Source organism: Xanthomonas sp. NCPPB 1638, from assembly GCF_041475635.2.
GTDB classification, from domain to species: domain Bacteria; phylum Pseudomonadota; class Gammaproteobacteria; order Xanthomonadales; family Xanthomonadaceae; genus Xanthomonas; species Xanthomonas cucurbitae.
On the sequence record NZ_CM192984.1, the window covers coordinates 4,080,657 to 4,102,987 of the forward strand.

At 65.6% G+C, this 22,331-nt stretch carries 19 protein-coding genes; 10 read left to right on the forward strand and 9 right to left on the reverse strand.

The window, feature by feature from the left end; genetic code table 11:
- The first annotated feature begins 319 nt into the window (after positions 1-319).
- Both ACCQ13_RS17635 and ACCQ13_RS17640 read left to right on the forward strand, forming a co-directional pair.
- Positions 320-1,078 carry a hypothetical protein gene (locus ACCQ13_RS17635; RefSeq protein ID WP_159408031.1) on the forward strand — a complete coding sequence of 253 codons (759 nt, stop codon included), beginning with the start codon at positions 320-322 and terminating at the stop codon, positions 1,076-1,078.
- A 107-nt stretch (positions 1,079-1,185) separates the two neighbouring features.
- Positions 1,186-3,072, forward strand: a complete 1,887-nt coding sequence (locus tag ACCQ13_RS17640) for a peptidoglycan-binding protein (RefSeq protein ID WP_159408032.1) — start codon at positions 1,186-1,188, stop codon at positions 3,070-3,072.
- An 87-nt stretch (positions 3,073-3,159) separates the two neighbouring features.
- Here ACCQ13_RS17640 and ACCQ13_RS17645 read toward each other — a convergent pair whose 3' ends face one another.
- The 4 genes from ACCQ13_RS17645 to glmS all read right to left on the reverse strand — a co-directional run bounded on the left by ACCQ13_RS17645 (position 3,160) and on the right by glmS (position 8,143).
- Complete coding sequence (locus ACCQ13_RS17645) at positions 3,160-4,302, reverse strand: hypothetical protein (protein ID WP_159407661.1); 1,143 nt, start codon at positions 4,300-4,302, stop codon at positions 3,160-3,162.
- 231 nt (positions 4,303-4,533) lie between these two features.
- Positions 4,534-5,007 (reverse strand): hypothetical protein, encoded by a 474-nt coding sequence (locus ACCQ13_RS17650; RefSeq protein WP_104602897.1) that lies wholly within the window; start codon positions 5,005-5,007, stop codon positions 4,534-4,536.
- 117 nt (positions 5,008-5,124) lie between these two features.
- A complete protein-coding gene (locus ACCQ13_RS17655; protein WP_159407662.1) occupies positions 5,125-6,201 on the reverse strand; it encodes a PD-(D/E)XK nuclease domain-containing protein in 1,077 nt (358 codons plus the stop codon).
- Between the two features lie 112 nt (positions 6,202-6,313).
- Positions 6,314-8,143 (reverse strand): glutamine--fructose-6-phosphate transaminase (isomerizing), encoded by a 1,830-nt coding sequence (gene glmS, locus ACCQ13_RS17660; RefSeq protein ID WP_159407663.1) that lies wholly within the window; start codon positions 8,141-8,143, stop codon positions 6,314-6,316.
- A 207-nt stretch (positions 8,144-8,350) separates the two neighbouring features.
- Between glmS and ACCQ13_RS17665 the strand changes: the two genes are divergently transcribed.
- Genes ACCQ13_RS17665 through ACCQ13_RS17695 form a run of 7 tightly spaced genes read left to right on the forward strand, consistent with a single transcriptional unit; the run spans position 8,351 to position 16,261 of the window.
- Entirely contained in the window at positions 8,351-9,622 is a 1,272-nt protein-coding gene (locus tag ACCQ13_RS17665) for an efflux RND transporter periplasmic adaptor subunit (protein WP_159407664.1), read from the forward strand.
- 38 nt (positions 9,623-9,660) lie between these two features.
- Positions 9,661-10,380, forward strand: a complete 720-nt coding sequence (locus ACCQ13_RS17670) for an ABC transporter ATP-binding protein (RefSeq protein WP_159407665.1) — start codon at positions 9,661-9,663, stop codon at positions 10,378-10,380.
- Between the two features lie 11 nt (positions 10,381-10,391).
- Positions 10,392-11,693, forward strand: coding sequence for an ABC transporter permease (locus ACCQ13_RS17675; protein WP_159407666.1), 1,302 nt, complete (start codon positions 10,392-10,394; stop codon positions 11,691-11,693).
- A gap of 55 nt (positions 11,694-11,748) precedes the next feature.
- Complete coding sequence (locus tag ACCQ13_RS17680) at positions 11,749-12,975, forward strand: ABC transporter permease (protein ID WP_104602891.1); 1,227 nt, start codon at positions 11,749-11,751, stop codon at positions 12,973-12,975.
- Positions 12,976-13,008: 33 nt separating this feature from the next.
- Positions 13,009-13,512 carry a nuclear transport factor 2 family protein gene (locus ACCQ13_RS17685; RefSeq protein ID WP_159407667.1) on the forward strand — a complete coding sequence of 168 codons (504 nt, stop codon included), beginning with the start codon at positions 13,009-13,011 and terminating at the stop codon, positions 13,510-13,512.
- Between the two features lie 35 nt (positions 13,513-13,547).
- Positions 13,548-14,891 (forward strand): sigma-54-dependent transcriptional regulator, encoded by a 1,344-nt coding sequence (locus ACCQ13_RS17690; RefSeq protein ID WP_159407668.1) that lies wholly within the window; start codon positions 13,548-13,550, stop codon positions 14,889-14,891.
- Between the two features lie 8 nt (positions 14,892-14,899).
- Complete coding sequence (locus ACCQ13_RS17695; protein WP_159407669.1) at positions 14,900-16,261, forward strand: sensor histidine kinase; 1,362 nt, start codon at positions 14,900-14,902, stop codon at positions 16,259-16,261.
- 91 nt (positions 16,262-16,352) lie between these two features.
- Here ACCQ13_RS17695 and glmU read toward each other — a convergent pair whose 3' ends face one another.
- Positions 16,353-17,717: a bifunctional UDP-N-acetylglucosamine diphosphorylase/glucosamine-1-phosphate N-acetyltransferase GlmU gene (gene glmU, locus ACCQ13_RS17700; protein ID WP_159407670.1), complete on the reverse strand. Its 1,365-nt coding sequence runs from the start codon at positions 17,715-17,717 to the stop codon at positions 16,353-16,355.
- Between the two features lie 146 nt (positions 17,718-17,863).
- On the opposite strand from glmU, the gene ACCQ13_RS17705 reads away from it, so the two are divergent.
- A complete protein-coding gene (locus ACCQ13_RS17705; RefSeq protein ID WP_167526958.1) occupies positions 17,864-18,247 on the forward strand; it encodes a GtrA family protein in 384 nt (127 codons plus the stop codon).
- A 155-nt stretch (positions 18,248-18,402) separates the two neighbouring features.
- On the opposite strand, the gene ACCQ13_RS17710 is transcribed toward ACCQ13_RS17705, so the two are convergent.
- The 4 genes from ACCQ13_RS17710 to atpG all read right to left on the reverse strand — a co-directional run bounded on the left by ACCQ13_RS17710 (position 18,403) and on the right by atpG (position 22,225).
- Entirely contained in the window at positions 18,403-19,008 is a 606-nt protein-coding gene (locus ACCQ13_RS17710) for a chorismate mutase (protein WP_159407671.1), read from the reverse strand.
- A 231-nt stretch (positions 19,009-19,239) separates the two neighbouring features.
- On the reverse strand, positions 19,240-19,662 hold the full coding sequence (locus ACCQ13_RS17715; RefSeq protein WP_104602885.1) for a F0F1 ATP synthase subunit epsilon: 423 nt from the start codon (positions 19,660-19,662) through the stop codon (positions 19,240-19,242).
- 167 nt (positions 19,663-19,829) lie between these two features.
- Positions 19,830-21,236, reverse strand: coding sequence for a F0F1 ATP synthase subunit beta (atpD, locus tag ACCQ13_RS17720; protein WP_159408033.1), 1,407 nt, complete (start codon positions 21,234-21,236; stop codon positions 19,830-19,832).
- Positions 21,237-21,361: 125 nt separating this feature from the next.
- A complete protein-coding gene (atpG, locus tag ACCQ13_RS17725; RefSeq protein ID WP_159407672.1) occupies positions 21,362-22,225 on the reverse strand; it encodes a F0F1 ATP synthase subunit gamma in 864 nt (287 codons plus the stop codon).
- Between the last annotated feature and the right edge of the window lie 106 nt (positions 22,226-22,331).

Genomic DNA, 22,331 nt, shown 5'->3' on the forward strand with positions numbered 1-22,331 from the left:
TCGTGCGCCGCAAACGGCGTGCGTCGCACGCGACGACGACTGCATGCGTGAAGGCGCTGTGCCGCCGCTGCGCCAGTCCGGCCGGCCGACCGGCCGGTAACAGCACGCGCTCAAACGAGTGAATGGACACGTCACCGGGCTGGAGTAGACTTTTTCCGCCCTTCGCAATGGATGCATCCCAATGCTCGTCAGGAAGATTCCACTGATCCTTGCGCTGGCAACGGTCGCTGCGTGCAAGCCGGCACCGCCGCACACCGCCGCCGCCACGCCAACCACCGCCAGCACCGCCCCCCACCCTTCAGACAAGGATGCCACTGCCATGCAGGATGCGACCCAGGCTACCACCCAGCAATTGCAGCCGCCGCGCCCGGACAGCGTGCTGTACTTCATCAGCAACGTCGATGGTGACGGCGCACTGTCGTACGAGGTCGCAAACGGCAGCTGGATCAATTACTGGTACGGCTTCGAATTCACCCTCGGCGGCACGCGCTATTACACCGGATTTGCCTGGGAAACCCCCGAGCTTTACGGTGCCGATCGCGAGAATCACTCCCCCGCCCCAGAGACCAAGGTCACCCTGGCCCATGCCACTTTCGTCACCAGCGCACCGGGCAGCAAGTCGCCGTGGAAGCTGCTGGGCGCCGAACCGTATATCGGCGAATTCGGCGGTATGGAACAGGCCAATACCATCGACACCGCGCGCAAGCCGCAGACCCAGGTCACCGACGATGGCCGCCTGGTCCTGGCGCTGCCGACCTGGAGCCTGCAGTCCGGGGTGCGCATCCTGTCCTACGACCTGCTGGCGTTCAATCCAAAGGACACCGCCGAGGTCGACGATACGCACTGGACCTATGTGGGCAACCTGCCGGCCGGCCAGGACAACAGCGCCAATTGCGGCGAAGATGCGCCCGGCAAGATCGCCTGCGTGAAGAACGCCAGCACGCTGGCATTCGTCCAGCAGCCGGGCCTGCCTGGCGTCCGCGTCACGGTTTCCGGTGATCCCTCGGCGAACGGGGGTGACGCGGCGGTGCAATACCGCTACGATAGCGCCCGCAAATCGTATGTGCCGACCCCTTGACACAGGACCAAAGGAATTGGTTCGGGCGGCGTACCGCTGCAGCCGCGTGGCTGCGGCACTCAATGAAAGGATGATGAGCGATGCCGACCAATTACTCACGAGCCGAAGTGCTCGACATTATCGAACGTGAAGCGCAGGAGCGGAATATTCCGCGCGACGACTTCTTTCGATTCGCCTACGCGGAAACCGGCGGCAGTTTCAACGAGCTGGCAAGCCGTGGCCCGAACGGCGCCAAGGGCTTGTTCCAGTTCACGCCGCCAACTGCTGCCGAGTACGGTATTTCAGGACGCGAACTGGATGCGGTGGCCAACACCGATGCGGCAGCCCGCCTCTACCTGAATAATCGTAACTCGCTGGTGGACCGGCACGAACGCGATGGCCGGCCCTACCTGTCGGGCAAGCCCGAACCCGATGGCCTGGACATGTACATGGCCCATCAGCAGGGAGCCGGTGGCTATCGCTCCATCCAGGCCGCGATCGCCACCGGGTCCTTCAGTCTCGACGGCACGCGCGCCAACATCCTCAACAACATCGGTGGAAAAGAGCTGCAGTCCTTGACCGGCGTGGATGCGGCCACGTTCAGGGCCATGTCCGACAAGGGCATGGCGCAGACCTTCATCCAGTACTGGGATACGAAGATGGACCGCATCCATCTTCCAGAAAAAGGCATCCAGCCGCTGACCGGGCAACCGCAGGCCCCGTCGCCTAGCCAGGCAACGCCTGCGCAATCGGCAGCACAACCGGCAGCGCCCACGCCGGCGGGCACGCAGCCCATCGCCCTGGGTGCGGCCTACGCGCTGACGAACAAATACGACCATGTGAAATACGGCCTTGGCGCCAAGGATCCGGACCAGGGCAGGGTCGATTGCTCGGGCTGGGTGGTCGAGATGCAGAACGCCACCATGGACGAGATCAACCGTGGCGCGGGCAGGGCGATTTTCAGCAAGGCCGACAAGTTCAGCCCGGGCTTCGATAGCGCCTCCGAATTGCTGCGCAAGGCCGAGCAGCGCTCCGGCGTGCTGATACAGGGCAACGAGGTCACCGCCGACAAGCTCAAGGAAGGCATGATTATCGGCGAGGACAACGGTGCCAAGAGTTGGGATGCCGGCCGCTACAAGGGCATCGACCACATCACCATGGTGGTGCGCGACCCCAAGGATGGTGAGCTGAAGATCAGCCAGTCGCGCGGCGGCGAGGGTGTCGAACTCAGCTCGCTGGAGACCTACCTGGAACGCAAGCACGCCCGGGGCGTCAAGCTCTTCGCCAGCGACCCGCTCGCCGAGGCACGCGAACTGCTGCAGGACCGCAGCCACGACAGGCAGCAGTCGCAGGGCAGCGACACGCACCGGCCCGCAGCTGCGCAGGCTGGCGCGGGCACCCCCGGTGTGCTGCGCGAGGACGCGCACGGCCCCGAGGTCCAGAAGCTGCAGCACACCTTGCAGCTGCTCGGCTACCGCGATGCGAACGGCAATGCCTTGCAGGCCGATGGCGCGTATGGTTCCCGCACCGGCGAAGCGGTCAAGGCGTTCCAGCGCGCGCACGGCCTGCAGGACGACGGCATCGTCGGCCGCGATACCTTCAATGCGCTCAAGCAGGCCGACAAGGCGCCCTTGCTGTCGGAAAAGACCAATCCCGACCATCCGCTGTACACCCAGGCGGTCGGCAAGCTGGAGCAACTGGGTCCGCAGGCGTTTCCCAACCGGCGCGCACTGGAAAATGCAGCGGGCGCACTGGCGTTCGAAGCCAAGGTGGGCGGCATGCAGCGCATCGACATGGTGGTGCAGAACAAGGACGGCAGCGGGCTGTTTGCCGTGCAGGGGCAACCCAACGATCCCGCGCATCAACGCATCTATGCCGACAAGGCAGCCGCGTCGGAGCGCTCACTGGAACACAGCAGCACTGCGCTGCGACAGGAAGCCCAGGCGCAGCAGCCTTCGCAACAGCCGCAACACCAGCACGATCCCCAACGCAATCCGTCACAGCCGGTGATCTGACCGGACGCTCCGGCGATGCAGGACCGGGCCAGACGTTACCGACGTCCGGCCCGGTCCTGCTGACGGTGGCGGCACGCCGCCACTGCTTCAGTTGGACGCCGCCACCGCCGCGGTATCGGGAAACCATTGCGGCAGGCCGTCTGCGAACCTGGCCGCGCACTCGTCCGTATAGGCCTGCGCCGCCTGCTTGACCAGGGCGTAGTTGTCGGCCTCCCACTCCTGCAACGACGCGGTGCGCGGGGTTGGCACGCACGCCATGTGCACCCGGCTCGCCTTGCGCCTGAGCAAACCGGTGCGTTCTCCACCGATGGTCACGCTGTAGCGCAGCTCATAGGGCGAGTTGGCGTCGGACAGGCTCTGATAGATCAGCGCCCAGTCGGACATGACCACCTGCAACGGGAAGGGATCGACTGGAATCGCGCCCGGATGCCCGGCGAAATAGCGCTTCAGCTGTCCGTTGACCGCATCGCGCTGCAGGACATAACCGGGATTGCCGATGTCCTTGATCTTCTCGCCCCTCAGTTGGTCCTTGCTGAAGCTCGACGCCACCAGGCCACGCGCGAACAGACTGGCTGCAACCTGCAATCCGACAGAGGCGCCGGTATGGCCGCGCCGCACCACGCGCAACATGTCGTCGCCATTGGGCAGGCCGTCCGCGCCCAGGTTCAGCTGTGCGCTCAACGGCAGCTGCAACGCCCAATCCGCCGAGGAAGCGATCGCCGCATCGGTGCCGTCGGTGGCGGACGCAGGCGCTGGCGCCTGCTCTGCCACGACCAGGGTCCCGGCTGCAGCCGCTGCCGCATACGCCGTTGCGGCCGAAAAATCACCACCGACGAACGCCGGTAGCACGGCGCTCGCCTCGGCGCTGCGCGTTGGCGTACAGAAGCTGCTGGCCGCACGCATCTGCGTCTCATGAAACCCGATGCCGTTGACCTGGTGCACGGCGGCCGACTGGCCGTACTGTTCGACCAACTTGGCGATCACCGCCTCGGACACCGGCTGCTGCGCACACACGTTGGTCGCGGCGATGCGCGACCAGGCGAATTGCAAGGCCGGGTCCTGCCCCATGGCGTCTTCGCCGACGAAACCGTGGTCGTAATGGTAGGCATAGATCGCAGGATCGATCTCGTGCAGCGTCATCCCGCCCTGACCGGCGTAACCGGGCGGAATGCCCTGCGCCGTCGCCACGCCGGCTGCGGCGAGCAGCCCGGCCAAAATACAGATCCGCATCGTGTCCTTCCCATGGAATAAGTGCCGCACTGCGCGCCCCCACGCAGTGCGGCAAGACATCACCGCACAGGCTGTGCGGCGGTCGCTGGCACAGGATCGACCCATCCGGAACACTGCAGCGTCGCCCGGCGGATCAAGTCTGCCGGGATAGTGTGGGCCGCTGCTGGTGTTTTGGCAGTCGGGACGGTCCCCACCGCGCTGTCGGGACGTCCCCCGTGCCGGGCTTATGGATCAGGCATGCAGGATCCCGCTGCTCGCGCACTGCCACTGACGCGGCGTGCGCAGTGCGGCCAGGGTATGCACCAACTCGCGATAGCCATCGGCCAGTTGTGCGAACAGGCCGGCATCGCTGCAGCGCGTGTCGGCCACCCCGGCATAGGCGCCGCGCCCCAGGTCGATGAAGTAGTCCACGCTGAGACGGCGGCGCTGCGCCACGCCGGGGAACAGCCCGGCAATCAGCAGGCAGCCATCGCCGACATCGCGCAACAGGTCGGCGCGCACGCTGCCCACCTGCTCCTGCGCATGCAGCCAGGCCAAGGCCTGGGTGCGCGAGAGCAGATGCGCATCGCGCTGGAAGCGCAACAGCACGAACACCAGATACTGCTCGCGCGATTCGTCCAGCGGACGCGCGGTCCGCTGCCCCGCCTCGCGCACCAACGCCTGCCACAACTCGGCCGGCGCGCCCTGCTTGAAAGACTCGTGCATATGTCCCCCTGCGTGGTGTGGACCCTCGCCAGGAGCTTATGCAGGAACCGGGCCAGCGGACTGGCACTGCGCATGGACGAGTGCCAGGCGGCCGGCACCGATCGCGCCCCGCCGTGCTCAAGCCGTGGGGATGATCACGACGCTGACGCCGATGCCGGCCTGGCTGTCCTCCAGATCCCTCTTGAGCAGGTCCGCGTTGACGAGCAGCCGCGACGGATCGTAGATCAGGCATACAAGGTGCCGGCACCGGGGGTTATTGGAATAGCGCACGATGTCGATGCTCAGCTCGTTGGTGATCTCGCGATCGCGTAGGCCAGCGCGGGTCATCTTCACTTCGATGGCGATCTGCTCCTCGGCCAGCAGGAAGTCGATACGCGAGTGGTTGCCGGCATAGCTCGGCGTGTATTCCTCCGGATGCAGGTACGGGTAATGCACCTTCAACAGCGCGTGCAGGGCGTCCTGCACGTCGTACTCATCGGCGAAGGCCATCGCAGGCCGCGATGCGTGCCTGATCCCGAGTTGCTGGACGAAGACATGGAAGCGCCGAAGCAATGGCAACAGCGCCGCCACGCCAGTCTCCGCGCCGGCGCAGGGAGGCAGCACCACGAGAGAATAGGTGTGTTCGAGCACCTGCTCCTCGAAGCGTCGCTGCGCATCGGGTGGCTTCCGGATCACCGCGTGCAGACACAGGCACAGGCCGATCATCAGCACCAGATAACCGACCAGATACAGCGGATCGAGCCTGATCGCGACATGCGGTACGTAGCGATACCGTGCCGGTGCGGCGTGGCCTGCGCCCGTCATCTCCGGTGCACGCATCAATCGATAATAGACGACAACGATCAGCCCGTCGCTCGATCCGCTGCTGGCATACAGGTCGTGCAGGTCCGACGGCAGATCCGCCGCGCCAGCCGCCGACGCCGACGCCGACGCCGCGTTGTAGCGCTTGAGCCGCTCGAACATCGGTGCGGTCGTGGCCTGGAAACTCTCCGATGTCAGGAACTGGATGGCTCTCGGATTGCGCAGGTCGTGCGGCAGGAAAAACGACCAGATACACACCATGTAGGCCAGCGTGAGCAGCAGCGCGGATGCGATGAGCGCGTAGGCGCAAAGGCGTCGATAGCGCTGCAACCGCAGGACCAGGGTCGCCAGCGAGGGGGTGTCCTGGCCATGGCCGGTCTTCGATTCCTGCATGACGCACTCCTTGATCGTTCAGACGTCGATGCCGGCACTTCGCCGCCACCGCAGACAGCACGGCCTGCCATGCCGCCGCCCTGGTCGACCGCGGCTGGCATGGATGGCCGCGTCATTCCACCGTGACGGACTTGGCCAGGTTGCGCGGCTTGTCCACGTCGGTGCCTCGCGCCAGCGCGGTGTGGTAGGCCAGCAGCTGTACCGGGATGGTGTGGATCACCGGCGACAGCACGCCGGCATGGCGTGGCGTGCGGATCACATGCACGCCTTCGGACTCGCTGAAGTGGCTGTCCTGGTCGGCGAACACGAATAGTTCGCCGCCGCGCGCGCGCACTTCCTGCATGTTGGATTTGACCTTCTCCAGCAAGCGGTCGTTGGGCGCGATCACCACCACCGGCATGGCCGCGTCCACCAGCGCCAGCGGGCCGTGCTTCAACTCGCCGGCTGGATAGGCTTCGGCATGGATATAGGAGATTTCCTTGAGCTTGAGCGCACCTTCCAGCGCGATCGGATAATGCAGACCACGCCCCAGGAACAAGGCGTTTTCCTTCGCAGAGAATCGCTCGGCCCAGGCCACGATCTGCGGCTCCAGGCTCAAGGCGTGCTGTACGCTGCCGGGCAAGAAGCGCAGCTGCTCCAGGTACTCGGCTTCTTCGGCTTCGTTGATGCGGCCCTGCAGCTTGCCCAGCACCATGGTGAGCTGGAACAGCACCGCCAATTGCGTGGTGAAGGCCTTGGTCGAGGCCACGCCGATCTCGGCGCCGGCACGCGTGTAGCACACCAGCTCGCTGGCACGCGGGATCGCGCTCTCGGGCACGTTGCAGATCGATAGCGTATGCAGGTGCCCCAGCGATTTGGCGTATTTCAGCGCTTCCATCGTGTCCAGCGTTTCGCCGGACTGGGAGATGGTGACGATCAGGTGCCTGAGGTTGGCATGCGCGGCGCGGTAGCGGTATTCGCTGGCAATCTCCACGCTGCACGGCAACCCGGCGATGGCTTCGATCCAGTAGCGTGCCGTCATGCCGGCGTAGTAGCTGGTGCCGCAGGCCAGGATCTGCACGCCGTCGATGTCGCGCAATACCGCTTCTGCGTTGGGACCGAACAGCGATGCCGGGAATCCCTTCGCATCGATCGCCGCCTCGATGGTATCGGCCAGCGCACGCGGCTGTTCGTGGATTTCCTTCTGCATGAAATGGCGGAACGGGCCGAGCTCCAGCGAGGCCAGCGACACATCCGACAGATGCAGCGGGCGCTCGACCGGTGCGTTGTCGCCATCGAAGATACGCACGCCATCGCGGCGCAGCTCGGCGGTGTCGCCCTCTTCCAGGAAGATCACCTGGCGGGTGGCCTGCACGATCGCCGAGACGTCGGAGGCGACGAAGGTCTCGCCCTCGCCCACGCCGATCAGCAACGGGCAGCCCATGCGCGCGCAGACGAAGCGTTCCGGCTCGGCCTGGCTCATCACCGCCAGCGCATAGGCGCCGGTGAGTTCCTTGACGGTACGCTGCAAGGCGGCCAGCAGGTTGCCGGCATCGCCCAGGTGGTGGTGGATGAGGTGGGCGATGACTTCGGTATCGGTCTGCGACTCGAAGGTGTAGCCGAGCGCACGCAGCTTTTCACGCTGTTCTTCGTGGTTTTCGATGATGCCGTTGTGCACCAGCGCGATGCCGTCGCTGATGTGCGGGTGCGCATTGGCTTCGGTCACGCCGCCATGCGTGGCCCAGCGGGTATGGCCGATGCCGAGCATTGCCTCGAACTGCTCGGCGTGTGCGGCCTGGGCCATTTCGGCCACCCGCCCGGTGCGGCGCACCCGGCGAAGCTGGTCGCCATCGAGCACCGCGATACCGGAGGAGTCATAGCCGCGGTACTCCAGTCGCTTGAGTCCTTCGATCAGGACCGGTACCACATCGCGCCCGGCGATCGCTCCGACAATGCCACACATAGGGACAGCTCATGAGGAAAGAAGATCGGCATTTTAGCGTGTCCGCTGTTGTCCACTGCATGACCGCAGCCGGACAGCGTGTCCGCCCGAGTGTCCGCGGACACTGCGGACACTTGCAAACCCGCCATTAACTCTATGTATTTCAAATACTTGGGAGTTGGCACGACGCCTGCTTTGTCCTCTGTGACGCCATCGAGCACGCCCGCCATGATTCGTGACACTTCCGCCCAGGACCAGGTCATCCGCACACCCGCCCAAGCTGCGCCGTGGCGTCGCTGGCTGTGGCCCGGGGTGGCTGCGATCGCGGTGCTGGCCGGCGTCGGCTGGGCAGTCAGCGCCTGGAGCGCGGGCAGCCGCTCCTTCGATGCCAACCGGGTGCGCATTGCCATTGTCACCCAGGGCGAGCTGGTCCGCGACATCGCCGCCGATGGCCGGGTGATCGCCGCCAATAGCCCGGTGCTGTACGCCATCTCCGCCGGCACGGTGACGCTGAGCGTGGTGGCCGGCGACGTGGTCAGGCAGGGCCAGGAGCTGGCGCGCATCGACAGCCCCGAGCTGCGCAGCAAGCTGGCACAGGAGCAAGCCACCCTGGCCGGGCTGGAGGCCGAATCCAGCCGCGCCGCGCTGGATGCCACGCTGGCCCGTGCCAACGCCAGCAAGCTCACCGACCAGGCCAGGATCGACAAGCAGGCCGCCGTGCGCGACCTGGAACGCTACCAGCGCGGCTTTGACGGTGGCGCGGTGCCGCAGGTGGACCTGGCCAAGGCCCAGGACACCTTGAAGAAGACCGATATCGATCTGCAGCACGCCCAGCGCGATGCGGCCTTGAAGAGCCAGGGCGCGGACCTGGACTCGCGCAACAAGCGCCTGCTGGCAGACCGCCAGCGCGCGGTGGTGGCCGAGGTGCAGCGCCAGGTGGACGCGCTCACCCTGCTGTCGCCGTTCGATGGACAGGTGGGCCAGGTGCAGGCCGTGCAGCACACCCAGGTGGCAGCGAACGCGCCGATCCTGGGCGTGGTGGACCTGTCCAAGTTCGAGGTCGAGATCAAGGTGCCGGAAAGCTTCGCGCGTGATCTGGCGATCGGCATGCCGGCCCAGCTCACCAGCGGCAACGGCGAGCCGTTCCCCGGCGCCATCTCGGCGGTGTCGCCGGAGGTGGTCAACGGCGAAGTCACCGCACGCATCCGCTTCACCGACAAACAACCGCCCGGCCTGCGCCAGAGCCAGCGCATGAGCGCGCGTGTGCTGATGGATACCCGCCGCAACGTGCTCAAGGTCGAACGCGGCCCCTTCGTCGAACAATCCGGAGGCCGCTACGCCTACGTGATGGATGGCACCACCGCCGCGCGCCGCCCGGTCAAGCTCGGTGTCAGCAGCCTTGGCGAAGTGCAGGTGCTGTCCGGCCTGCAGGCAGGCGACCGCGTGGTGGTCTCCGGCGCAGACAACTTTGGCGACGCACCGCGCGTCACCGTCCACTGATCCTCTTTCACACCTCACCTTTCGCAAAGGAATCGGCAATGCTCAAGATGCAAGCGGTCTCCAAGGTCTTCCGCACCGAACAGGTGGAAACCCACGCGCTGCGGTCGCTGGACCTGCATGTGCGCGAAGGCGAGTTCGTGGCGGTGACCGGGCCCTCCGGCTCGGGCAAGACGACCTTCCTCAACCTGGCCGGCCTGCTGGAAACCTTCACCAGCGGGCAATACCTGCTCGATGGCGAAGACGTCAGCCACCTGTCCGACGACGCGCGCTCGCGGCTGCGCAACCGCAAGATCGGCTTCATCTTCCAGGGCTTCAACCTGATCCCGGACCTCAACCTGTTCGACAACGTCGATGTGCCGTTGCGCTACCGTGGCATGCCCGCCGCCGAGCGCAAGCAGCGCATCGAAGAGGCCCTGACCAAGGTCGGACTGGGGTCGCGCCTGAAGCACTACCCCACCGAACTGTCCGGCGGCCAGCAGCAGCGCGCCGCCATCGCCCGCGCACTGGCCGGCAGTCCGCGCCTGCTGCTGGCCGACGAACCCACCGGCAACCTCGACTCGCAGATGGCGCGCGGGGTGATGGAACTGCTGGAAGAGATCAACAGCCAGGGCACCACCATCGTCATGGTCACCCACGACCCGGAACTGGCCGCGCGCGCGCAGCGCAACGTGCATATCGTCGATGGCCAGGCCACCGATCTGGAGCGTAATCCCAGCCTGATGCGTGCGCGCGATCTTGCACCCACCCAGGCCGACTGAGGAGAGCGCCCATGTTCGGTTACTACTTCACCCTGGCGCTGCGCAGCTTCCGCCGCAACAAGGTACTCACCGCGCTGATGGTGCTGGCCATCGCGCTGGGCATCGGCGCCAGCATGACCACCTTGACGGTGTTCCATGTGTTGTCGGGCGATCCGATCCCGCAGAAGAGCGATCGCCTGTTCTATGTGCAGGTGGATGCACAACCGAAGGCCGGTTATCAGCCTGGGGAGGAGCCGGATTACCAGTCCACCCGCTTCGACGCCGAAGCGCTGCTGCGCGAGAAGCGTGCCAAGCGCCAGGCCATGATGACCGGCGGCAATGTGGCGATCGAACCGCAGAACGGCGCAATCACTCCCTTCAAGATGAAGACGCGCTTCACCTCGGCCGATTTCTTCCCGATGTTCGACACGCCGTTCCTGCAGGGACAGGGATGGTCGAGCGCCAGCGACGAGCGGCACGAGCGCGTTGCGGTGATCGGCAAGGCGCTGAACGACAAACTGTTCGATGGTGGCAACAGCGTCGGGCGCGAGCTGCGCGTGGATAAGCACACCTTCCGCATTGTCGGCGTACTCGATACATGGGAGGCCGCTCCGCGTTTCTACGACATCACCAGCACCTACGGCTCGGACGAACAGCTCTACGTGCCCTTCAGTACGGCGATCGAGCTGAAAATGAGCCATGAGGGCGGAACCAACTGCAATGGCAAGGCCGAAGGCGGCGATACCACCGCCCTCAATGCCCCCTGCAGTTGGGTGCAGTATTGGGTGGAGCTGGAGAACGCAAGGCAGGCCAGCGATTACAAAGCGTATCTGGAGAACTATTCCGATCAGCAACGCAGTGCCGGGCGTTTCACCCGCCCCAACAACGTGCGCTTGCGCAACGTGATGGAGTGGTTGGACCACAACAAGGTCGTACCGGGTGATGTCCGTCTGCAATTGTGGCTGGCGATGGGCTTTCTGCTGGTCTGCCTGCTCAACACGGTGGGCCTGCTGCTGGCCAAGTTCCTGCGGCGCAGTGGGGAGATCGGCGTGCGCCGCGCGCTGGGTGCATCGCGCCGCGCCATCTTCGCGCAATGCCTGGTGGAGGCGGGCACGATCGGCCTGGCCGGCGGCATCGGCGGGTTGGCGCTGGCGTGGCTGGGCCTGTGGGCGGTGCGCCAGCAACCGGTGGAGTACGCCTCATTGGCGCATCTGGATCTCACCATGCTGGTGCTGACGTTCGCGATCGCGGTCTCCGCCAGCCTGATCGCCGGCCTGTTGCCGTCCTGGCGGGCCATCCAGGTCGCCCCGGCATTGCAGCTCAAATCGTCCTGATCCTCACGCCCGCGGCGCTGCAGCGGGCCAAGCCCACCCCTCCAAGGTCAGTCCCATGGACATCCGCCCTATCGTTTCCACCCTTCGCCGCCACAAGACCGCGGCCGCGCTCATCGTGCTGGAGATCGCGCTGGCCTGCGCCATCATCTGCAATTCGCTGTTCCTGATCGGCAACCGCGTGGAAACGCTCGGGCGCGCCAGCGGCGTTGCCGAACAGGAACTGCTCAGCATCTCCTTGGGCGGCATCGGCACGCAGACCAACGCCGACGTGCGTACCCAGGAAGACCTGGCGGCGCTGCGCGCCATCCCTGGCGTGCGCAACGCGGCCATCACCAATCAGATGCCGTTCGTCAATTATTCGTCCAACACCGGATTGTCCCTGACCCCGGAGCAGGAGCGCTCCACGCTCAATGCCGCGCAATACCTGGTCAGCGAAGGCAGCTTGAAGGTGCTTGGCCTGCAACTGACAGGCGGGCGCGACTTCACCCCGGAGGAATACATCAGTCTGGAAAAAGCAGACAACGACGACAGCGTTCTCAAGAAAGGCCTTCCGATCCTGCTGACGCAGGCCGCCGCAGACAAGATGTTTCCCGGCAACAGCGCACTGGGCAAGACCGTCTACTCCGGCGACGTGCCGATGCGGGTGATCGGGATCGTGCATACCCTGGCGCGCCCGAACAACGTCAATGGGCCGGAACAGCGGCACTACTCGATGCTGCTACCGATCCGCGTCCCCTACACCGAGGGCCAGTACATCCTGCGTGTCTCCGATCCGTCACGCCGGCAAGAGGTGCAACAAGCTGCGGTGGCGGCCTTGATGCGGCTGGACAACAGCCGTCTGGTCCTGAAGCAGCAGACCTACACCGAGATCCGCGACAGCTATTTCCGCGACGACCGCGCGATGATCTGGCTGCTTGGGGCGGTCTGCATCGCACTGCTGATCGTCACCGCGCTGGGCATCGTCGGCCTGGCCAGTTTCTGGGTGCAGCAGCGCACCAAGCAGATCGGCATCCGCCGCGCGCTGGGCGCCACACGCAGCCAGATCCTGCGCTATTTCCAGATGGAGAATTTCCTGCTGGCGACGATCGGGATCGTGCTCGGCATGCTCATGGCCTATTCGATCAACGTCTGGCTGATGGCCCGGTATGAATTGCCGCGGCTGCCCGCGATCTACCTGCCGGTCGGTGCGCTGCTGCTCTGGCTGCTTGGCCAGGTGGCGGTGTTCTGGCCGGCCCGCCGCGCCGCCGCCGTGCCGCCCGCAGTCGCCACCCGCAGTGCATAGGCAGACCCTTGCCCTACACGAGACCAGCCTTCCATGAACTCGAAACCGCAAAAAATCCGAAGTCTCCTGCTCGCTGCCCTGTCGCTGTTCTGTCTCCAGGCATCTGCAGAAGAACTGGCCGGCAATACCGGAGCCGACCTGCGCTCCACCATCGCCGCCCTGGACCGCGAGGTCTTTGACAGTTTCAACCGCTGCGCCGATCCTGCGCAGCTGCAGAAGCACGCCGGCTACTTTGATCCCGCCGTCGAGTTCTACCACGACACCGGCGGAGTGACCTGGAACCGTAACGCCATGCTCGCCAATACCCGCGAGCACGCCTGCGGGCACTACACCCGCGAACTGATTCCTGAAACCCTGAAGGTCTATCCGGTGCGTGACTTCGGCGCGATTTCCCAGGGCCAGCACCGTTTCTGCGATACAGCGACCGGCAAGTGCGAAGGGCTTGCCGACTTCGTGATGGTCTGGCACGTCCACGACGGGCAATGGACGATCACCCGCGTGCTGAGCTACGCCCACCGCTCCGCGGCGAACGACTAGCCGTTACGATGGCGTCCCACCGGATCCAATCCATCATGTCCCAGATCCTCATCATCGACGACAACACCGCCGTGGCCACCGCGCTGGAGGTGCTGTTCTCGCTGCACGACATCGAAGCGCAGCACGCGTCGTCGCCGCAGGCCGGACTGGCGCTGCTGGACGAGCGGGCGTTCGATCTGGTGATCCAGGACATGAACTTCACCGCCGACACCACCTCCGGCGAAGAGGGCGAGGCCTTGTTCGCGCAGATCCGCCAGCGCCACCCGGATCTTCCGGTGATCCTGCTCACCGCCTGGACCCATCTGGGCAGCGCGGTGGGGCTGGTCAAGGCCGGTGCGGCGGACTACATCGCCAAGCCCTGGGACGACACCAAGCTGCTGACCACGGTCAACAACCTGCTGGAACTGTCCGAGGCGCGGCGCGAACTGGAACTCCGGCGCGAGCGCGAGCGACGCGGCCGCGATCAGTTGCACCAGCGCTACGACCTGCGCGGCGCGGTATTCGCCGACCCCGCCAGCGAACGTGCCATCGCACTGGCCTGCCAGGTGGCACGCTCGGAGCTGCCGGTGCTGATTACCGGCCCCAACGGCAGCGGCAAGGAAAAACTCGCCGAGATCATTCAGGCCAACTCCGCAGTCAGGCACGGGCCGTTCATCGCGGTCAATTGCGGCGCGTTGCCGGGTGAGTTGATCGAAGCGGAGTTGTTCGGCGCCGAGGCCGGTGCCTATACCGGTGCCAACAAGGCGCGCGAAGGCAAGTTCGAAGCCGCCGACGGCGGCACGCTGTTCCTCGACGAGATCGGCAACCTGCCGCTGGCCGGGCAAATGAAGCTGCTGCGCGTGCTGGAAACCGGGCGCTACGAGCGGCTGGGCTCCAACCGCGAGCGCCACGCCAAGGTGCGCGTCATCAGCGCCACCAATGCCGACCTGCCGGCAATGATCCGCGATGGCAGCTTTCGCGAGGATCTGTATTACCGGCTCAACACCGTGGAGATCGCCTTGCCCGCACTGGGTGAACGGCCCGGCGACATCGGGCCGCTGGCCGAGCACTTTCTTGCCGGCGCCAAGCCACTGTCCACCCAGGCCCATGAGGCGCTGCAGCGGCACGCCTGGCCAGGCAATGTGCGCGAACTGCGCAACGTGCTGCAGCGGGCCGGATTGCTGGCGCAAGGCGCGCGCATCGAGATCGGCGATCTCAACCTGCCGCGCGCCGCCGCGCCACGCCCCGTCGCGCCGGCCGGCAGCGAGCCGGACCGTGCGCGCATCGAGCAGGCACTGGCACGCGCGCAGGGCGTGATCGCCCAGGCAGCCGCCGAGCTGGGGCTGAGCCGACAGGCGCTGTACCGGCGCATGGACCGCTACGGCATCGGCAGCGAATGAGCATCGGCATGCGCCAGCGCTCCTTCACGTTTTCGCTGTTTCTGCGGTTGCTGCCGGTGCTGGCGCTGGCCGCCGCCCTGCCCTGGCTGCTGGCGTACTGGCTGGACCGCGGCTGGGAGGTGACGGTGTTGTCGGCGCTGGTCCTGCTGACGGCGATGTGGTGGAGCCTGAGCCATGCGACCGCCCCGATGCGCTCGCTGTTCCGCGCGCTGGCCGGCACCACCAGCAGCTACCGCGACGGCGAATACAACTTCGGCGTGCACTGGCGCGGCAACGACGAACTGGCGCAACTGGTGCAGGCGCATGCGGAACTGGGCGATGTGCTGCGCGCGCAGCGGCGCGACCTGGTGCAGCGCGAATTGATGCTGGACACCATGCTGCAGAACACCCCGGTGGCGATGCTGCTCGTCGTCGCCGGCGGCGACGGCGTGCGCCGGATCGGCTTTTCCAACAATGCGGCGCGCAAACTGCTGCACGGCGGACGCAAGCTAGAAGGCCAGCACCTGGACGACGTGCTTGAACGCATGCCCGGCGAACTGCGCGACGCGCTGGCGCGCGGCGGCGACTGCCTGTTTGCGGTGCGCGAAGACGGCGATGACGAGGACGACGAACAGATCTACCACCTGTCGCGGCGTAGCTTCCATCTCAATGGTCGTGGTCACGAGTTGCTGCTGATCCGCACCCTGACCACCGAATTGCGCCGCCAGGAAGTGCAGACCTGGAAGAAGGTGATCCGGGTCATCAGTCATGAACTGAACAACTCGCTCGCACCGATCGCCTCATTGGCGCATTCGGGCGCCGAACTGCTGCGGCGCGAGCGCACCGACCGGCTGAGTACGGTGTTTGAAACCATCGAAGAACGCGCCCGGCATCTGGAAGGATTCATCCGCGGCTATGCGCGCTTTGCCAAACTGCCGCAGCCGCAATTGCAGACCATCGAGTGGGCGCCCTTCCTTGGCCGCCTGCAGCAACAGATCCCGTTCGACCTGCAAGGCGACCTGAGCGAGGTGTGCAGCCGCATCGACGCCGCGCAGATCGAGCAGGCACTGCTTAACCTGCTGAAGAACGCGCACGAAGCCTGCGACGAAGCGCAGCCTCCCAACAGCGACGTGGCGCTGCGCGTCACGCGGGTACCGCAATGGCTACGTATCGAGGTACTCGATCGCGGCAACGGCATGAACGAGGCGGTGCTGCACAACGCGCTGATGCCGTTCTACTCCACCAAGCGCAATGGCACCGGGCTGGGCCTGGCGCTCACCCGCGAGATCGCCGAAGCGCATGGCGGGCGTCTTTCGCTGCATAACCGCGAACACGGCGGGCTGTGCGTGACCTTGCTATTGCCGTTGGGCGCAGCTCCGCGCACGTCGTAGGAGCGCACCCGGGCGCGACGGGCATTACCGGTAACGCCGGTCGCGCCCGGGTGCGCTCCTACGCGTTCGGTGCGAATACCAGCAGCGCCGCCTACTTCTTGCTGGGCCGCTTCCACCCTTCGACCACGGTCTGCCGCGCACGCGTCACGCTGAGCTGGCCCACCGGCGCATCGCGGGTGATGACCGAGCCGGCGCCGATGGTGGCCATCGCGCCGATCTCGACCGGCGCCACCAGCGCGCTGTTGGATCCGACGAAGGCACCATCGCCGATGATGGTCTGCGACTTGTTCACGCCATCGTAGTTGCAGGTGATGGTGCCGGCACCGATGTTGACCTTGCTACCGATCGTCGCATCGCCCAGGTAGGTCAGGTGGTTGGCCTTGCTGCCCACGCCCATCGCGACCTTCTTGGTCTCCACGAAATTGCCGATATGCACGCCATCGGCGAGCACCGTCCCCGGCCGCAGCCGCGCGAACGGACCAATCTGCACCGCACCTTCGGTTACCACGCCTTCCAGGTCGCAGTGCGCACGCACCTGCGTGCCGGGACCGAGATTGACGTCGCGCAGCCGGACGAACGGGCCGATCACCACGCCATCGCCCAGAACGACCTCGCCCTCCAGGATCACGTCGATGTCCAGTTGTACGTCGCGCCCCACCTGGACCGTGCCGCGCTGCTCCACGCGCGTGGGGTCGGCCATGCGTACGCCTTCCAGGCACAGCGTGCGGGCGGCGCGATGCTGCCACGCGCGTTCGAGCTGCGCGAGCTGCCACGGATCGTTGGCGCCCTCCACGTCCTGCGGGTCGGCCACCTGCACCATGTCGGCCGGAGTGAAGTCGGCGGCGGCGCTGGCGAAGACGTCGGTCAGATAGAACTCGCCCTGCGCATTGTGATTGGACAGACCGGACAGCCAGCGGCGCAGTGCGGTGGATTCGGCGGTGAGGATGCCGGTGTTGACGGTGCGCAGCCGGCGTTGCTCCTCGCTGGCATCCTTCTGCTCGACGATCGCCGCGACCTTGCCTTCCGGGTCGCGCACGATGCGGCCGTAGCCGGTGGGATCGGCCAGCTCGGCCACCAGCACCGCCATGCGGCCGGGCGCCTGCAGCAGCTCCTGCAGGCTCTGGCTGCGGATCAGCGGCACATCGCCATACAGCACCAGCACGGTCGCCGCGTCGGGGATGGCATCCATCGCCTGCTGCACCGCATGCCCGGTGCCCAGCTGCTGATGCTGCTCGGCCCAGTGCAGATCGGCTTGTGCTGCGAATGCCGCCCGCACCTGGTCGCCGCGATGACCGTAGACCACATGGATCGCCGCTGGCTGCAGTTGCCGCGCGGTGGCGATCACATGCGCCAGCATCGGCTGGCCCGCCAGCGGCTGCAGCACCTTGGGCAGCGCCGAGCGCATGCGCTTGCCCTCTCCGGCAGCCAGGATCACAACGTGCAAAGGCAAAGTCATCAACGCTTTCCGGCAACCATGAAGTGCCCGAATTCTAATCGCTGCGCAACCAGGCGTCCCGCCTGGGCAGAAGCGACCTATTGCAGTAACGGTACGTGAGCGCCGCGACCGTTAGGATGGGCGCCCTTTCGCTTCCCCGCGCACGCATGAGCCTGTTCCGCCAAGGCAGCCAGTTCACCCTGATCGGCGCGCTGCAGCTGGCGGTGGATTGCGGCATCTTCATCGCCGGCACCGCCGCCGGCCTGCCCGCCGTGCCCGCCAACCTGCTCGGCCGCATCGGCGGGGCGGCCCTGGGCTTCTGGCTCAACGGCCGCTTCACCTTTGCCCGGCAGGATGGCGCACGCCTGGGCTGGCAGCGCTTCCGCCGCTTTGCGGTGATGTGGCTGATATTGACCCTCATCAGCACCTGGCTGGTCTCGGCCACCGTTGAGCTGGTCGGCCTGCGTCAGGCCTGGCTCGCCAAACCGCTGGTCGAAGGCGGGCTGGCGGTGGTGTCGTTCTTCCTGGGCCGGCAGGTGGTGTATCGCTGAGCCTAGCCTGTGCCTGTCAGCCTGCGGCGGCGACGCAGTCAGTGCGGTCGGCTGTCGATGCAAACCCGCGTGGCACAGGCCCCGCTAGCTGCAGCAACCAAACGCCACCTGCCTGCGCGCTGGCAGGTGATCGCCGCAGAGGCTCCCTTCGCGGCCTACCTGTCCGCTGCCGGCGTGGCGCGTTGGGCGGGCGGCTGACAGAAATCGCCAAGACTGCGCACCAGGGCCGCGTGGTGCACCGCGTCCAGCTGCCATTTCGCCACATAGCGCGCGGCAGCACGCGCGGTGGCAGACGGACAATCGAGCGCCTGCCGTTGCGGGGCCGCCTGCGCAAGTGCATCCAGCAGCTCGCCTTGCAGCTGATCCAGGCGCGCGCGCAACGCGGCCAGATCCGGCCGCGCGGTATCCGGCGCGCGGCCACGCTCGTGCCAGCGGTTCAACAGCGCGTACTGCACCGCCTTGTTGGCCTCGATCTGTGCGGTAAAGAAACGCACGGCGTCGTCCGGCTCCAGTCCGTGCGCCGCGGCCTGATCGCGCACGCTCGACACCACCGCCGCCTCGCGCGTCTGATCCAGCACTGGCTTGCCGCTGTCCCATTTGCTCAACGCCACCGCATCGCCGATGGCATTGCGCTGCACGATGCGGTCCAGCAGCGGATCCAGCGACGGCTGGCTACGTGCCGGCAAGGCACAGCCCAGCAATGCGGCGGCCAGCGCGCCAGTCAGTACGTAACCACGAAAGCGATCTACCAAGCGGGTCATGCGGTCATCCTCAGTGACAGGTCGGCCATGGCAGTGACGCCTGGGCATCGACCACGGTGCGAGCGTGCAGTGTGCCTGTTGGTCGCAGAACCAGGTTTTTTGCCGCGCAAGCGCGGCTTCATAAACGAAAACGCCGACCCAACGGTCGGCGTTTCCACTCCACACCTGCGTGTGGCAACACTGCTGGATCGCATCACGCGCCCATCAAGGGTCGATCAGTCGATCAGTCGATCAGTGCTTGAGGTTGCGGCGCAGGCGTTCCAGCGCCTGCAGCTGCACCGTTGCCTCGGCCAGCTGACGCTGTGCCTGCGCCACATCCACCGTGTTGCCGCGGTTGGCCAGCAGCCGCTCGGCCTCTTCCTTGACCTTGCGCACGGCCGCTTCGTCGATGTCCTGCGCACGCACCGCGGTGTCCACCAGAATGGTCACCACCTGCGGCTGCACTTCCAGGATGCCGCCGGAAATGGCGAAGTCCAGCTGTTCGCCACTGGCGGTGGTCACCACCACCTTGCCCGGCTTCAGGCGGGTAATCAGCGGCGCGTGCTTGGGCGCGATGCCCAGCTCGCCCAACTCGCCGGTGGCCACGACCAGCGTCGCCTCACCGTGGAAGATTTCCTTCTCGGCGCTGACGATGTCGCAACGGATAGTGCTCATGCTGCCTCACTTTGTGAGGCGGGGAATTGGGAATCGGGAATCGGGAATGGGAAGAGCGGCTGGCTGCGCACTCTTCGTGATCCCGTACTTCCAACTCACCTACGACCCGCCTTTACGATTCCCGATTCCCGATTCCCGATTCCAGCCGCACAGCGGCTGGGATCGCATCAGGCCTTGGCGCTCATCTTGTTGGCTTTCTCGACGGCTTCTTCGATGCTGCCGACCATGTAGAACGCCTGCTCCGGCAGGTGGTCGTATTCGCCGTCGCAGATCGCCTTGAAGCCGCGAATGGTGTCCTTCAGCGAGACGTACTTGCCCGGCGAGCCGGTGAACACTTCGGCCACGTGGAAGGGCTGGCTGAAGAAGCGTTCGATCTTGCGTGCGCGCGACACCGACTGCTTGTCTTCTTCGCTCAGCTCGTCCATGCCCAGAATCGCGATGATGTCCTTCAGTTCCTTGTACTTCTGCAAGGTCTGCTGCACGCGCTGGGCGGTGTCGTAATGCTCGTGGCCGATCACCAGCGGATCCATCTGGCGGCTGGTGGAGTCCAGCGGATCCACCGCCGGGTAGATACCCAGCGAGGCGATGTTACGGCTCAGCGTGACGGTGGAGTCCAGGTGGGCGAAGGTGGTCGCCGGCGACGGGTCGGTCAGGTCGTCCGCAGGCACGTACACGGCCTGGATCGAGGTGATCGAACCGCTCTTGGTCGAGGTGATGCGTTCCTGCAGCACGCCCATTTCTTCGGCCAGGGTCGGCTGGTAACCCACTGCCGACGGCATACGGCCGAGCAACGCGGACACTTCGGTACCGGCCAGCGTGTAGCGGTAGATGTTGTCCACGAACAACAGCACGTCCTTGCCCTTGCCGTTCTCGTCCTTCTCGTCGCGGAAGTACTCGGCCATGGTCAGGCCGGTCAGCGCTACGCGCAGACGGTTGCCCGGCGGCTCGTTCATCTGGCCGTACACCATCGCGACCTTGTCCAGGACGTTGGAATCCTTCATCTCGTGGTAGAAGTCGTTGCCCTCGCGGGTACGCTCGCCCACGCCGGCGAACACGGACAGACCCGAGTGCGCCTTGGCGATGTTGTTGATGAGTTCCATCATGTTGACGGTCTTGCCGACGCCGGCGCCGCCGAACAGGCCCACCTTGCCGCCCTTGGCGAACGGGCACATCAGGTCGATGACCTTGATGCCGGTTTCCAGCAGCTCGGTGCTGGAGGACTGGTCTTCATACGACGGCGCGCCGCGGTGGATTTCCCAATGATCCGATGCCTGCACCTCGCCGGCCTCGTCGATCGGGCGACCCAGCACGTCCATGATGCGGCCCAGCGTGCCAGCACCGACCGGCACCGAGATGGCGCGTTCGGTGTTGGTGGCGACCAGGTTGCGCTTCAAGCCGTCGGTGGAGCCCAGCGCAATCGTGCGCACCACGCCGTCGCCCAGCTGCTGCTGCACTTCCAGGGTGATTTCGGTGCCATCGACCTTGAGCGCGTGATACACCTTCGGCACTTCATTGCGCAGGAATTCGACGTCGACGACCGCGCCGATGATCTGAACGATCTTGCCCTGACTCATTTGGATAACTCCACTCATGTCTGTTCGATTCTGGTGTCGGGAATGGGGAATCGAGAATGGGGAATGGGAAGATCAAGAGCACCGACGGCCTTGCCTATTCCCGTTTCCCGATTCTCCATTCCCGGCTACACAGCGGCCGCGCCGCTGACGATTTCCGAAATTTCTTGGGTGATCGCCGCCTGGCGCGCCTTGTTGTAGACCAGTTGCAAGGTGCCGATCATCTTGTTGGCATTGTCGCTGGCGGCCTTCATCGCCACCATGCGCGCCGCGTGTTCGGAGGCCACGTTTTCCAGCACGGCCTGGTACACCAGCGACTCGATGTAACGCGTCATCACGTGCTCCAGCACGGTCGCGGCATCGGGTTCATACAGGTAATCCCAATCGTGGTGCGCCACCTTGTGCTCGGCGGCCGGCAGCGGCAGCAGCTGGTCGAAGCTGGCCTTCTGCGTCATGGTGTTCACGAAGCGGTTGTAGACCAGATAGACGCGGTCCACCTTGCCTTCGATGAAGGCATCGATCATCACCTTGATGACGCCGATCAGCTGCTCGACCTGCGGGCTGTCACCCAGGTGGGTCACGCTGCCGACCATGTTGACCTTGACGCGACGGAAGAAGGCCGAGGCCTTCTGGCCGATGGTCACCACGTCGATCTCGGCGCCGCTGTCCTGCCAGGGACGCACTTCGCCCAGCATCTTGCGGAACAGGTTGTTGTTCAGACCGCCGGCCAGGCCGCGATCGGAAGAGATCACGATGTAGCCGACCCGCTTGACCTGCTCGCGCTCGACCAGGAACGGATGCTGGAAATCGGTGCTGGCCTGCGCCAGATGCCCGATCACCTGCTTCATCGCCTGCGCATACGGACGCGAGGTCTTCATGCGGTCCTGCGCCTTGCGGATCTTGGAGGCCGAGACCATTTCGAGCGCGCGCGTCACCTTGCGGGTGTTCTGCACGCTCTTGATCTTGGTTTTGATTTCGCGTCCGCCTGCCATTGCTCGCTCGCTTCGCTCGTGGGATTCGGGATTGGGGATTCGGGATTGGCGAAAGCCCCCGAAGTCACCTCACCTACAAACCCCTAAATACCTGAATCTGAAGATC